Source organism: Bacillus vallismortis, assembly GCF_004116955.1.
Lineage (GTDB): Bacteria > Bacillota > Bacilli > Bacillales > Bacillaceae > Bacillus > Bacillus vallismortis.
In genome coordinates, this window is sequence record NZ_CP026362.1 from 608,634 (window position 1) to 621,609 (window position 12,976).

Annotated in this window: 13 protein-coding genes; 9 read left to right on the forward strand and 4 right to left on the reverse strand. The window is 45.1% G+C overall.

Annotation, left to right across the window (positions count from 1 at the left end):
- Positions 1-54 precede the first annotated feature (54 nt).
- The 4 genes from BV11031_RS23160 to BV11031_RS03355 all read left to right on the forward strand — a co-directional run bounded on the left by BV11031_RS23160 (position 55) and on the right by BV11031_RS03355 (position 3,264).
- Complete coding sequence (locus BV11031_RS23160; RefSeq protein WP_010329670.1) at positions 55-186, forward strand: hypothetical protein; 132 nt, start codon at positions 55-57, stop codon at positions 184-186.
- A gap of 126 nt (positions 187-312) precedes the next feature.
- The gene (locus BV11031_RS03345) at positions 313-1,080 is read left to right on the forward strand and encodes an SDR family oxidoreductase (RefSeq protein ID WP_010329671.1); all 768 of its coding nucleotides are present in this window, start codon (positions 313-315) and stop codon (positions 1,078-1,080) included.
- Between the two features lie 62 nt (positions 1,081-1,142).
- Positions 1,143-1,826, forward strand: coding sequence for a metal-dependent hydrolase (locus BV11031_RS03350; RefSeq protein ID WP_010329672.1), 684 nt, complete (start codon positions 1,143-1,145; stop codon positions 1,824-1,826).
- A 118-nt stretch (positions 1,827-1,944) separates the two neighbouring features.
- Positions 1,945-3,264 carry a CBS domain-containing protein gene (locus tag BV11031_RS03355; RefSeq protein ID WP_010329673.1) on the forward strand — a complete coding sequence of 440 codons (1,320 nt, stop codon included), beginning with the start codon at positions 1,945-1,947 and terminating at the stop codon, positions 3,262-3,264.
- 18 nt (positions 3,265-3,282) lie between these two features.
- Here BV11031_RS03355 and BV11031_RS03360 read toward each other — a convergent pair whose 3' ends face one another.
- Positions 3,283-3,585 carry a YtpI family protein gene (locus BV11031_RS03360; RefSeq protein ID WP_010329674.1) on the reverse strand — a complete coding sequence of 101 codons (303 nt, stop codon included), beginning with the start codon at positions 3,583-3,585 and terminating at the stop codon, positions 3,283-3,285.
- Between the two features lie 130 nt (positions 3,586-3,715).
- Between BV11031_RS03360 and nrnA the strand changes: the two genes are divergently transcribed.
- The gene (gene nrnA, locus BV11031_RS03365) at positions 3,716-4,657 is read left to right on the forward strand and encodes a bifunctional oligoribonuclease/PAP phosphatase NrnA (RefSeq protein ID WP_010329676.1); all 942 of its coding nucleotides are present in this window, start codon (positions 3,716-3,718) and stop codon (positions 4,655-4,657) included.
- 17 nt (positions 4,658-4,674) lie between these two features.
- Here nrnA and BV11031_RS03370 read toward each other — a convergent pair whose 3' ends face one another.
- The 3 genes from BV11031_RS03370 to ytrH all read right to left on the reverse strand — a co-directional run bounded on the left by BV11031_RS03370 (position 4,675) and on the right by ytrH (position 5,811).
- A complete protein-coding gene (locus BV11031_RS03370) occupies positions 4,675-4,866 on the reverse strand; it encodes a YtzJ family protein (protein ID WP_003229407.1) in 192 nt (63 codons plus the stop codon).
- Between the two features lie 103 nt (positions 4,867-4,969).
- The gene (gene ytrI, locus BV11031_RS03375; protein ID WP_010329677.1) at positions 4,970-5,473 is read right to left on the reverse strand and encodes a sporulation membrane protein YtrI; all 504 of its coding nucleotides are present in this window, start codon (positions 5,471-5,473) and stop codon (positions 4,970-4,972) included.
- On the reverse strand, positions 5,470-5,811 hold the full coding sequence (ytrH, locus tag BV11031_RS03380) for a sporulation membrane protein YtrH (protein WP_003223537.1): 342 nt from the start codon (positions 5,809-5,811) through the stop codon (positions 5,470-5,472). Before ytrH ends, ytrI begins: the two co-directional genes overlap by 4 nt.
- A gap of 139 nt (positions 5,812-5,950) precedes the next feature.
- On the opposite strand from ytrH, the gene dnaE reads away from it, so the two are divergent.
- The 4 genes from dnaE to accA all read left to right on the forward strand — a co-directional run bounded on the left by dnaE (position 5,951) and on the right by accA (position 12,838).
- Positions 5,951-9,298, forward strand: a complete 3,348-nt coding sequence (gene dnaE, locus BV11031_RS03385; protein ID WP_129550680.1) for a DNA polymerase III subunit alpha — start codon at positions 5,951-5,953, stop codon at positions 9,296-9,298.
- A gap of 138 nt (positions 9,299-9,436) precedes the next feature.
- Positions 9,437-10,669: an NADP-dependent malic enzyme gene (ystJ, locus tag BV11031_RS03390; RefSeq protein WP_010329679.1), complete on the forward strand. Its 1,233-nt coding sequence runs from the start codon at positions 9,437-9,439 to the stop codon at positions 10,667-10,669.
- 334 nt (positions 10,670-11,003) lie between these two features.
- On the forward strand, positions 11,004-11,876 hold the full coding sequence (accD, locus tag BV11031_RS03395; RefSeq protein WP_010329680.1) for an acetyl-CoA carboxylase, carboxyltransferase subunit beta: 873 nt from the start codon (positions 11,004-11,006) through the stop codon (positions 11,874-11,876).
- Positions 11,861-12,838 (forward strand): acetyl-CoA carboxylase carboxyl transferase subunit alpha, encoded by a 978-nt coding sequence (gene accA / locus BV11031_RS03400; protein ID WP_010329682.1) that lies wholly within the window; start codon positions 11,861-11,863, stop codon positions 12,836-12,838. Before accD ends, accA begins: the two co-directional genes overlap by 16 nt.
- The last annotated feature ends 138 nt before the right edge of the window (positions 12,839-12,976 follow it).

The following is a 12,976-nucleotide window of genomic DNA, read 5'->3' on the forward strand; positions in this document are numbered from 1 at the left end:
ATAAAATCCCATCATTATAGCCAACCTATCTCTATAATGATGGGAGGCAGAAGAATGAAAAAAGAACCGGAACGCTATATTTATGATGAACAAGAAAGCCAGGAGACAACAAGACTCATTTCAGAAGCCTATCAAAGCGGTTATGTCGATATGCCTGATCAGGAGCCTTCATCTTCTGTGGAATAAGCTGTCTGTACAGGCAGCTTTTTTTGTATGTCAAAGTGTAAAAAGTGATATTGGAAGCCTTTTATAGTAAAGTAGAAGAAGAAACACTTTATTGAAAGCGGCGACGTTGCTTTGGGAGGTATTCATGTGCGACATGCTTTAATTACTGCCGGTTCGAAGGGGTTAGGCCGCAAAGTGACTGAGACGTTGCTTGCAAAGGGGTATTCAGTAACAGTCAATTACAGGCACGATGAGGAGGCTGTCAGCCGCCTGAAGGAATCATGTCCTGATTGTCTTGATCGGCTGCAATTTGTAAAAGGTGATGTCACCAAAAAAGAAGATCTGCTCCGTATTGCAGAGGCTGCCTTAAACCGCTTTGGAAGGATCGACTTTTTGATTAACAACGCGGGCCCATACATATTTGAACGTAAAAAGTTAGCCGATTATACTGATGATGAATGGTACGGGATGCTGGAAGGGAATTTAAGCGCCGTCTTTCATTTATTCAAAGCGGTTATTCCGGCCATGAGACAACAGCAGTTCGGACGCATTATCACGTACGGATTTCAAGGTGCGGCGCACGCTCCCGGCTGGCTTCACCGATCGGCTTTTGGCGCTGCGAAAGTGGGGTTGGCTTCTTTGACGAAGACCATTGCCATTGAAGAAGCTGAATTCGGCATAACAGCCAACATGGTTTGCCCGGGAGACATTGTCGGCGACATGAAGGAAGCGTCAATAGAGGAAGCCAGACAGCGAATCGGCAAAGAAAAAACGCCGATAGGAAGATCTGGCACAGGCGAGGATATCGCCCGGATTATCGCTTTCTTGTGTGAAGAGGACTCAGACCTAGTGACAGGGACTGTCATTGAAGCTACAGGGGGTCTCAATGTCATTAATAAGAATCAATCCACATAGGTTTTTCAATTTCTGAAAAAAGGAAAATGAAAATATCAAAATAATGTGACGAGGTGAAGGAAATGAAAGTGACATATCACGGACATTCTGTTATCACAGTGGAAACAAAGGGCCATCATATAATATTTGACCCGTTTTTGACAGGGAATTCGTTAACGGATCTAAAGCCGGAGGATGTAAAAGCAGATGTCATCTTATTGACGCATGGCCACAATGACCATGTCGGCGACACAGAACAAATTGCCAAGCAAAACAACGCGCTGGTTGTAGCTCCGAACGAGCTCGCTGTGTACTTAGGCTGGAAAGGCTTGAATGTTCATCCAATGCACATCGGCGGCTCCCGCCAGTTCGATTTTGGTAAAGTGAAGCTCACACAGGCCTTTCACGGATCAGCGATCACAGATGAAGAAAACAAAACGATCACTTATACAGGCATGCCAGCTGGTATTTTGCTGACGGTAGAAGATAAAACGATTTTCCACGCAGGCGATACGGCTCTTTTCTCCGATATGAAGCTGATTGGCGAATTGAATCATATTGATCTTGCCTTCCTGCCGATTGGCGATAACTTTACGATGGGGCCTGAAGACGCCAAGCTTGCCGCTGAATGGCTCCGGGCAAAACAGGTCGTGCCGGTTCATTACAATACATTCCCGGTTATCGAACAAGACCCTGAGGCATTTGCTGACAGCCTGCCGGGCGGAGTCGGTAAAGTCATGGCGGTTGGTGAGACGATCGAGCTATAACCGGCTGATCACATCTCCTGGTTCACCAGGGGGTGTTTTTTATTTTTCCCGCTCATTGCGCACGAATCCTCCGAGCCCTTATAATAAAAGCAGAAGACTGTCCTTAGAGGTGAAAGGCTTGGCAACGAAGCATGAACAAATTTTAACGTATATTGATTCACTGCCTGTCGGTGAAAAAATTTCTGTGCGAAGAATTGCAAAGGAAATGAAAGTAAGCGAAGGGACCGCGTACAGAGCGATCAAGGAAGCAGAGAATAAAGGATTTGTCAGCACGATTGAACGTGTGGGCACAATACGGATTGAGCAAAAGAAAAAAGAGAATATTGAAAAGCTTACCTATGCAGAGGTTGTAAATGTCATAGACGGACAGGTGCTCGGGGGCCGGGCCGGACTCCATAAAACATTAAATAAATTCGTTATCGGCGCGATGGAGCTGGACGCGATGATGCGTTACACCGCAGCGGGAAATCTTCTGATTGTCGGAAACAGAATCAACGCACACAGGCAGGCGCTTGAAGCGGGTGCGGCTGTACTGGTGACAGGCGGATTTAACACGGATGACAGCATTGTACAGCTTGCGGATGAGCTTGAGCTGCCGATTATATCCACGAGCTATGACACCTTTACAGTCGCCGCGATGATTAACAGGGCGATTTATGACCAGCTGATCAAAAAAGAAATCGTCCTGGTTGAGGACATCCTAACGCCCGCTAACCGTACGGTATATCTGTCGCCTAAGGATAAACTTGAAAAATGGTATGAGAAAAACTTTGAGACGGGGCACGGCCGGTTCCCGGTTGTCGACGATCAGATGAAGATCCATGGGATTCTGACATCAAAAGATATTGCCGGCCACGACCGAAACGCTTCCATCGAAAAGGTCATGACCAAAAATCCCGTTACAGTTATTGGGAAAACATCTGTCGCCTCGGCGGCGCAAATGATGGTATGGGAAGGAATTGAAGTGCTTCCCGTCACTGACGGCCACCAAAAACTGATCGGCATGATCAGCCGCCAAGACGTGTTAAAAGCCCTCCAAATGATTCAAAAGCAGCCGCAGGTCGGGGAGAAGCTTGATGATATCGTTTCAAGGGGATTTAAAGATGAGGGTGAAGATAAAGAGGAGCAAACGGTTTACGAGTATGAAGTCACGCCGCAGATGACCAACCAGCTCGGAACGATTTCTTATGGTGTGTTTACGACCATTTTGACGCAAGCGGCAAACCGGTTTTTGCGCTCGAAAAAACGCGGCGAGCTCGTAATTGAAAGCATCACCATTTTCTTTTTGAAGCCTGTGCAGATGGAATCGGTCATCGAAGTCAAACCCCGTATTTTAGAGGCCGGGAGAAAGTTCGGAAAAATGGAAGTTGAAGTGCACAGCCAAGGCCATATCGTGTCTAAAGCGATGTTGATGGTTCAGCTGATGGAAAGAAGCTAAGGGACGTTCAGGCGCCCCTTACGCGTGGTCTCTTTCAGCTTCTTTGGCGTGAAGGGGATTGTAATGCCTGTAAGCTTTATAACCTGCCCAAGCGCTTCCTGCTCCTATGAGGATAAAGACACCGCCGATTACGAACGTTAAGACTGAATGGAATAATATCATTTGGTTGAGCCCGTAGAACAGAACCAGTGACCCTAAGGCCATGCTTGCTTTTGCCGAACAGATTTCTTTTTCCAAAGCTTGCTTTGCCCGTACGCCTTTTACTTTATAGTACACATAAAAGCAGGCTGAAAGCCCAATCAAAAAAACAAGAACCAGCATAAATGAAATCCTCCATCGTAAAAGTTTACAAACCCATTCTATACAAAAACGGGCTTGGTTTTGACGTTATTTTTCTTTTCCGTCGGCAAAGAATGTGATTTAATGAATAAAAACAATAAAGGAGTATCAAATGAAAACAGAAATAATCAGAACCATATCATTATATGACACGATTATCTTACATAGACATGTGCGTCCTGATCCAGATGCCTACGGATCTCAGTGCGGACTTACGGAAATCCTGCGTGAAACGTATCCAGAAAAAAATATTTTCGCGGTCGGCACGCCTGAACCGTCCCTCTCTTTCCTATATTCCCTTGATGTGGTGGACAATGAAACATATGAAGGCGCACTTGTCATTGTCTGCGATACGGCAAATCAGGAAAGAATCGACGATCAGCGTTATCCTTCAGGCGCAAAACTGATAAAAATCGACCACCATCCGAACGAAGATCCATACGGTGACCTTCTCTGGGTCGATACAAACGCCAGCTCAGTAAGTGAAATGATTTATGAGCTGTATTTAGAAGGAAAAGAGCACGGCTGGAAGCTGAATACGAAAGCGGCAGAGCTGATCTATGCCGGCATTGTCGGAGATACCGGGCGCTTCTTATTTCCGAATACAACGGAAAAAACATTAAAATATGCAGGCGAGCTCATTCAATATCCTTTCTCTTCCTCAGAGTTGTTTAATCAATTATATGAAACAAAACTGAATGTGGTGAAGCTTAATGGCTTTATCTTCCAAAATGTGTCATTGTCCGAAAACGGCGCCGCTTCTGTTTTCATCAAAAAGGATACGCTTGAAAAGTTCGGCACCACGGCTTCAGAAGCGTCACAGCTAGTCGGGACGCTTGGCAATATCTCGGGTATTCGCGCTTGGGTATTTTTCGTAGAAGAAGATGATCAAATCAGAGTCAGATTCCGTTCGAAGGGTCCTGTCATTAACGGACTTGCCCGTAAATATAACGGCGGAGGGCATCCGCTAGCTTCAGGCGCCTCTATTTACAGCTGGGATGAAGCTGATCGGATATTGGCTGATCTGGAAGCATTATGTAAAGAACACGAGTAGAGGGGAGACCCTCTCTCTTAGTGTTCATCTGTGACGGGGATGAACCAGCAGCCGAAATCAGTAAGGTCCTCGTAGACTTGGAGATTGTGAGATTGAAGTTCTTTTTTAATGAGGGAAGCGAGTGAGTTTGTTTCGGCATATGCAGAAAAACCTTGTCTGAGCCGGGCTGCTTGATCTTTTGCTAACTGACGGTCACTGTAAACCTCCATTTCCCTTCCTCCTTCCTTTCGCCATTAAGCCTCTCACATATAGTTTATAAAAAAGAATGGGAAAAAGCGACAAAAGTTTGGAGAATTTAAAAAAAATCCATAATTACGCGGCAAATGATATGTCAAGTTCTACTGTCAGTCTCGTATAAATAATTAATTCTTTGACGGTTGCCTTGTATTTTTTTTCGTTGATCATATAGACTTTATTTTCAATTGTCCGTATCAATAGATCCTTTGTTTGATAGACGCTCTCTATGTCCTTTGTAATCACCTCTGAAATATTATCCTTTACATGCTCCTCGAATTTCGTTTTATCCGGCTGTGATATTTTGTATTTATCCCCATTTTGTAATTTCACGCTGACGTTTTGGATCAAGAGCTTTCTTTTATTGTCTTCGTTCAGTTTATGGAGGTCTTCCTGATAGATTGAAATTTGATTGTTTAAATCTTTCACATGCTCTTTTTGTTTTTCGATGAGGCTGACCTGCTCCTCTTGGAATGTACCGTAAGTAAACAGGAAAAAGAACCAGCTGATCACGGCTCCGCACATCATTCCCGCGAAAAAACGCTGCCACCCCGGTTTTTTGTAATGCTGGGGCACTCTCATGAAGAAAGATGCTCCTGGGTCAGCCATGAAATAATGAGCCAGCCGCTTTGCGCGCCGCCCATAGCCGAGATAATCAAAAGAAGCTGTTTAAAAATATCTCTCGTATTGCCTTCTAGAATGCCCCGTTCAAAGCTGTATACCGCATCAAAGGTGCCCCCGATTGCTGCGACAAGCGCCCATATTTTCAACCTGTTTGCTAGCTTTGTAATGGCCGTAAGCGGCGCTTCGCCTGCCAAATATGCTCCCAGCCCTCCGATGAGCGCGCCTCCGATCAGCACCCCTAATGCAATGAAGTAACTATTGATAAAATTCACCATAAATCCTGCTTCCTGATCCATCTTTATCACCTCACCTTTTATATCATATTGAGCTTTCAGGACAAGTATGATGAGTAGTCGAAAAAGAACATTTGTTTCTTTTGGTAACCGGACTTATAATGAAGAAAGAAATGGATCGTAAGGAGAAAGAGGTGATAGCATGTCTTTTGTTCACCTGCAAGTGCATAGCGGGTACAGCCTGCTAAACAGCGCCGCGGCGGTGGAAGAGCTCGTCAGTGAAGCTGACAGGCTCGGATATGCGTCTTTGGCGCTGACAGATGATCATGTCATGTACGGAGCTATACCATTTTATAAAGCATGCAAGGCGAGAGGGATCAACCCGATAATCGGCTTGACAGCTTCTGTTTTCACAGATGACAGCGAGCTTGAAGCCTATCCGATTGTCCTGCTGGCCAAATCAAATAGCGGCTATCAAAACCTGCTGAAAATCAGCAGCGTTCTGCAATCGAAATCAAAAGGCGGGCTAAAACAGAAATGGCTTCAAAGTTATCGGGAAGGCATTATCGCACTGACGCCCGGTGAAAAAGGGTATATTGAAATGCTGCTTGAAGGAGGGCTGTTTGAACAGGCCGCTCAAGCCGCTCTTGAATTCCAGTCTATTTTCGGAAAGGGAGCTTTTTATTTCTCCTACCAGCCTTATAAAGGGAATCAAGCCTTGTCCGAGCAGATTCTGAAGCTTTCAGAAGAAACAGGCATCCCTGTTACAGCGACAGGAGACGTGCATTACATAAGGAAAGAAGATAAGGCTGCCTACCGCTGTCTGACAGCGATTAAAGCAGGCGAAAAACTGGCGGACGCACCCGCCGAAGACCTTCCTGATCTCGATTTAAAACCGCTCGAAGAAATGCAACACATTTATCAAGAGCATCCCGAAGCACTGCAAGCTTCTGTTGAGATCGCGGAACAATGCCGGGTTGACGTCAGCCTCGGGCAGGCCCGTCTCCCGTCTTTTCCGACTCCAGACGGAACATCAGCTGATGATTATTTAACGGACATCTGTATGGCGGGTCTCCGCAGCCGCTTTGGCACGCCTGATGAACGATACCTTCGCCGTCTTCAATATGAGCTTGATGTCATTAAACGGATGAAGTTCAGCGATTACTTTCTGATCGTATGGGATTTTATGAAGCACGCCCATGAGAAAGGAATCGTTACAGGACCGGGACGGGGTTCTGCGGCAGGCTCTCTTGTGGCTTATGTACTGTATATCACAGATGTTGACCCGCTGAAACATCACCTGCTGTTTGAACGGTTTTTAAACCCAGAACGTGTCAGTATGCCTGATATTGATATTGACTTTCCGGATACAAGAAGAGATGAAGTCATTCAATACGTACAGCAGAAATACGGTGCGATGCATGTTGCGCAGATTATTACCTTTGGAACACTGGCGGCAAAAGCTGCGCTTCGGGACGTCGGCAGAGTATTCGGCATCAGCCCAAAGGAAGCAGATCAGCTTGCAAAACTTATTCCTTCAAGGCCCGGCATGACGCTGGATGAAGCAAGACAGCAATCGCCTGAACTGAATAAGCGGCTTCGGGAGTCAAGTCTGCTTCAGCAAGTCTACACCATTGCCCGAAAAATAGAAGGGCTGCCAAGGCATACCTCTACCCATGCAGCCGGCGTGGTCCTGAGTGAAGAACCGTTAACCGATGTTGTTCCGCTTCAGGAAGGGCATGAAGGGATCTATTTGACGCAATACGCGATGGATCATCTTGAAGACTTAGGCCTTTTAAAAATGGATTTCTTAGGCTTGCGCAACCTGACGCTCATCGAGTCCATCACTTCAATGATTGAAAAAGAAGAAAACATCAAACTAGATCTCTCGAATATTTCCTACAGGGATGACAAAACGTTCTCCTTGCTGTCAAAAGGGGATACGACAGGGATTTTTCAACTTGAATCTACAGGGATGAGAAGCGTTCTGAAGCGGCTTAAACCTTCTGGCCTGGAGGATATTGTGGCGGTTAATGCGCTGTACCGGCCTGGTCCGATGGAAAATATTCCGTTATTTATTGACCGTAAACACGGCCGGGCGCCTGTTCACTATCCACATGAAGATGTAAGAGACATCTTGGAAGATACATATGGCGTCATTGTGTATCAGGAACAGATTATGATGATAGCTTCCCGTATGGCGGGGTTTTCACTAGGAGAAGCGGACCTGCTGAGACGGGCAGTCAGCAAAAAGAAAAAAGAAATCCTAGATAGAGAGCGGAGCCATTTTGTTGAAGGGTGCTTAAAAAAGGAGTATTCTGTAGACACTGCAAATGAAGTCTACGATTTAATCGTCAAATTCGCAAACTATGGCTTTAACCGAAGCCATGCGGTGGCATACAGCATGATCGGCTGCCAGCTTGCGTATTTGAAAGCTCATTATCCGTTATATTTTATGTGCGGATTGCTGACAAGCGTCATTGGCAATGAGGATAAAATATCTCAATATCTTCACGAAGCAAAGGGGAGCGGGATTCGTATCCTTCCTCCGTCAGTGAACAAAAGCAGTTTTCCGTTTACAGTTGAAGACGGATCTGTCAGATACAGCCTCCGCGCGATAAAAAGCGTAGGCGTCTCAGCAGTTAAAGATATATATAAAGCGAGAAAAGAGAAACCATTTGAAGATCTTTTCGATTTCTGCTTTCGCGTGCCGTTAAAAAACGTCAATCGCAAAATGCTTGAAGCACTTATTTTTTCTGGTGCGATGGACGAATTCGGCAAAAACCGGGCGACGCTGCTCGCATCCATTGACGTTGCTTTGGAACATGCTGAGCTATTCGCGGCGGACGATGACCAAATGGGATTGTTTTTAGATGAATCGTTTTCGATTAAGCCGAAGTATGTGGAGACGGAGGAACTTCCGCTTGTGGATTTACTTGCGTTTGAAAAAGAAACACTTGGCATTTATTTTTCAAATCATCCGCTTTCTGCCTTCCGAAAACAGCTGGCTGCGTATGGGGCAGCGTCCATTCTGCAGGCCCAGCAGACTGTCAAAAGGCCGCTATCTCTCGGGGGCCTGCTGTCGAAGATCAAAACGATTCGGACGAAAACAGGTCAAAACATGGCGTTTTTAACGCTCAGTGATGAAACAGGCGAAATGGAGGCCGTTGTCTTCCCTGAACAATTCAGACAGCTTTCTCCCGTTTTAAGAGAAGGCGCTCTATTGTTCACAGCAGGCAAATGTGAAGTAAGGCAGGATAAGGTCCAGTTCATCATGTCCCGGGCAGAATTATTAGAAAATATGAATGCGGAAAAAGCGCCATCGGTTTATATAAAAATAGAAAGCAGTCAGCACAGCCAGGAGATCCTGGCAAAGATAAAGCGCATTTTGCTGGAGCATAAGGGGGAAACAGGCGTTTATCTCTATTATGAAAAGCAAAAACAGACGATTAAGCTTCCTGAGTCGTTTCATATCAATGCAGATCACCAGGTGTTATATCGCTTAAAAGAGCTGTTGGGTCAAAAAAACGTCGTTTTAAAACAGTGGTAACGATGAACTTTTTGTTATACAATTGGAGCAATTATGTCATCCTGTTTAAATATTCAGATAGATTATTAACTCCGCAGAATGCAGCAATCAACGCACCAGTATACGAATCAAAAATATCCATAAGGAGTGTTTAGGAGAATGTCATTAAGAGAAGAAGCATTACACCTGCATAAAGTCAATCAGGGGAAACTGGAATCTAAATCGAAGGTAGAAGTCAGAAACGCGAAAGATTTAAGCCTAGCGTATTCCCCTGGTGTTGCAGAACCGTGTAAGGATATTCATGAAGACATTAACAAAGTATATGAATATACAATGAAGGGGAACATGGTAGCAGTTGTAACTGACGGTACAGCTGTGCTTGGCCTTGGAAATATCGGCCCTGAAGCCGCGCTTCCTGTTATGGAAGGGAAAGCTGTTCTATTCAAAAGCTTTGCGGGCGTAGACGCGTTCCCGATTGCTTTAAACACAAACGATGTTGATAAGATCGTTGAAACTGTTAAATTGCTTGAACCGACATTTGGCGGCGTCAACCTTGAAGATATTGCTGCGCCAAACTGCTTTATCATTGAAGAGCGCCTCAAAAAAGAAACAAACATTCCAGTCTTCCATGACGATCAGCACGGTACTGCCATTGTAACGGTAGCAGGCCTTGTAAACGCGCTGAAACTGTCAGGAAAATCCATGTCGTCCATTAAAGTTGTCGCAAATGGCGCGGGTGCGGCTGGTATCGCGATTATCAAGCTTCTTCACCATTACGGCGTACGCGACATCGTGATGTGCGATTCAAAAGGAGCGATTTATGAAGGGCGTCCAGAAGGCATGAACGATGTCAAAAACGAAGTGGCGAAATTCACAAACCAAGACCGCAAAGACGGTTCTCTGAAAGATGTCATCGTGGACGCTGACGTATTTATCGGCGTATCTGTAGCAGGAGCGTTAACAAAAGAAATGGTGCAAAGCATGGCGAAAGATCCGATTATCTTTGCGATGGCAAATCCAAATCCTGAAATTATGCCTGAAGATGCGCGTGAAGCTGGCGCAAGCGTAATTGGAACGGGCCGTTCTGACTTCCCGAACCAAGTCAACAATGTTCTTGCATTCCCTGGTATTTTCCGCGGAGCGCTTGACGTTCGCGCCACTCACATTAACGAAGAAATGAAAATCGCAGCGGTTGAAGCTATCGCTTCATTGGTTTCAGAAGATGAGCTTAGCGCAGACTACGTCATCCCTGCACCGTTTGATAAACGTGTTGCGCCTGCTGTTGCGAAAGCTGTGGCAAAAGCGGCGATGGAAACAGGTGTCGCAAGAATTACTGTTGACCCTGAGGAAGTTGCTGAAAAAACGAGAAAACTTACGATTATTGGTGAATAATTTTCATTCATTCCATAAATGGCAGCGCGTTGGCCCGAAACCGGCGCGCTGTTTACAAGTTAAACTGGCGGCTGAAATTTTTTTAGGGGTTGGGCTTTAAAAAAATTTCAGCCGAGTTTAACGTTACGTTTGAATGCGCTGTCAACCTTGTTAGTTCAACACCTTATCTAATCTCATACGGGCTTTTTTGACGGCGTGATTGAATAAAAAGTTGTCGAATTGAGGATGACAGCGTTTGACAAAAAAAGTACAATAGTTTCGGTAAAGTTATTAGCAAGTCTATCGGTTGATGACATGCGGTGAAGAGAACCCTTCACAAAAGGGAGGTAATCATGTGTTAAAGGATATATTCACGAAAAAGAAAAAGTATGCTTCCGTACCGTCTGAGCAAGCGAAGCACGATGTTCCGGAAGGCATTATGACAAAATGTCCCAAGTGTAAAAAAATCATGCTCACTAAAGAGTTGGATAAAAATATGCGGGTATGCATGAACTGCAATTATCATTTCCCGATGAACGCAAAACAGCGTATCGAAAGTTTGATGGACGATGAATCCTTTGAGGAATTTAACCAAGGAATGTTATCAGAAAACCCGCTTGGTTTCCCGGGATATCTCGAAAAGCTTGAAAAAGATCGCGAGAAAACATCCTTAAACGAGGCTATTGTGACAGGCAAGGGCACCATCGGCGGACACCCGGCTGTGGTCGCCGTCATGGATTCTTCATTCAGAATGGGCAGCATGGGCTCAGTCGTCGGTGAAAAAATCACGCTTGCGATTGAAAAAGCAAAAGCTGATAAAGTTCCGTTTATTATTTTTACAGCTTCAGGCGGCGCGAGAATGCAGGAAGGCATATTAAGCTTGATGCAAATGGCTAAGACAAGCTCTGCCTTAAAACTGTTCAGTGAAGAACAGGGCCTCATCATCTCAGTAATGACGCATCCGACAACCGGTGGCGTATCGGCCAGCTTTGCTTCACTCGGAGATTATAATTTTGCTGAGCCTGGAGCGCTGATCGGTTTTGCAGGAAGACGGATTATTGAACAGACAATAGGTGAAAAATTGCCTGAGGACTTCCAAACGGCCGAGTTTTTATTAAAACATGGACAGCTTGATGCGGTTATCCATCGCGAAGACATGAAACAAACATTAGAAAATCTGCTGGATATGCATCAAACGGGAGGTGACATTGAGTGGCTGCAAGATTAGAATTTGAAAAACCGGTAATTGAACTGCAAACGAAAATCGCCGAATTGAAAAAATTCACCCAAGACTCGGATATGGATCTGAGTGCGGAAATTGAACGGCTCGAAGACCGTCTCGCTAAGCTTCAGGATGAAATCTACAAAAATCTGAAGCCTTGGGACCGGGTTCAAATCGCTCGTCTGCCGGACCGTCCGACAACGCTTGATTATATTGAACATCTGTTTACCGACTTTTTTGAATGTCACGGAGATAGAGCATACGGTGACGATGAAGCTATTGTCGGCGGCATTGCGAAGTTCCATGGCCTTCCTGTAACAGTAATCGGGCATCAGCGCGGCAAAGATACGAAAGAAAACCTTGTCCGCAATTTTGGAATGCCGCATCCTGAAGGCTATCGAAAAGCGCTTCGTCTCATGAAGCAGGCTGACAAATTCAACAGGCCGATTATTTGTTTTATCGATACGAAGGGAGCATACCCGGGACGAGCAGCGGAAGAAAGAGGACAAAGCGAAGCCATTGCCAAAAATCTCTTTGAGATGGCTGGCCTTCGAGTGCCTGTTATCTGCATCGTCATCGGTGAAGGCGGAAGCGGCGGAGCCCTTGGTCTCGGTGTGGGAAACCACTTGCATATGCTGGAAAACTCTACTTATTCAGTTATTTCTCCGGAAGGTGCCGCGGCACTGTTATGGAAGGACTCCAGTCTTGCTAAAAAAGCAGCAGAAACAATGAGAATCACTGCGCCCGATTTAAAAGAATTAGGTATTATAGATCATATGATAAAAGAAGTAAAAGGCGGAGCGCACCACGATGTTAAGCTGCAGGCAAGCTATATGGACGAAACCCTTAAGCAATCGCTAAAAACGTTGCTGAAGCTGGGCGAAGAAGAATTAGTCCAGCAGCGGTATGAAAAATATAAAGCAATTGGCAAAGTCTCGAATGAAGAACAATTTATCGGGGTAAACTAAATAAACGTGAAGCCTTTGGCTCACGTTTCTTTTTTGTGACATTCTTTAAATTTTATTTAAAAACAATTTATTTAATTGTATAATAGGTAAGGTTTCATAGGGAGGATGGAGATCCCTTTTCATTGTTTTTAGGGCAAT

Bases quoted from the DNA above. Each gene is read 5' to 3' on its own strand.
- BV11031_RS03370 (WP_003229407.1), bottom strand. From the start codon at position 4,866: ATGGAGGTTTACAGTGACCGTCAGTTAGCAAAAGATCAAGCAGCCCGG.
- ystJ (WP_010329679.1), top strand. From the start codon at position 9,437: ATGTCATTAAGAGAAGAAGCATTACACCTGCATAAAGTCAATCAGGGG.
- BV11031_RS03360 (WP_010329674.1), bottom strand. From the start codon at position 3,585: ATGCTGGTTCTTGTTTTTTTGATTGGGCTTTCAGCCTGCTTTTATGTG.
- nrnA (WP_010329676.1), top strand. From the start codon at position 3,716: ATGAAAACAGAAATAATCAGAACCATATCATTATATGACACGATTATC.
- ytrH (WP_003223537.1), bottom strand. From the start codon at position 5,811: ATGGATCAGGAAGCAGGATTTATGGTGAATTTTATCAATAGTTACTTC.
- ytrI (WP_010329677.1), bottom strand. From the start codon at position 5,473: ATGAGAGTGCCCCAGCATTACAAAAAACCGGGGTGGCAGCGTTTTTTC.
- BV11031_RS03350 (WP_010329672.1), top strand. From the start codon at position 1,143: ATGAAAGTGACATATCACGGACATTCTGTTATCACAGTGGAAACAAAG.
- BV11031_RS23160 (WP_010329670.1), top strand. From the start codon at position 55: ATGAAAAAAGAACCGGAACGCTATATTTATGATGAACAAGAAAGCCAG.
- dnaE (WP_129550680.1), top strand. From the start codon at position 5,951: ATGTCTTTTGTTCACCTGCAAGTGCATAGCGGGTACAGCCTGCTAAAC.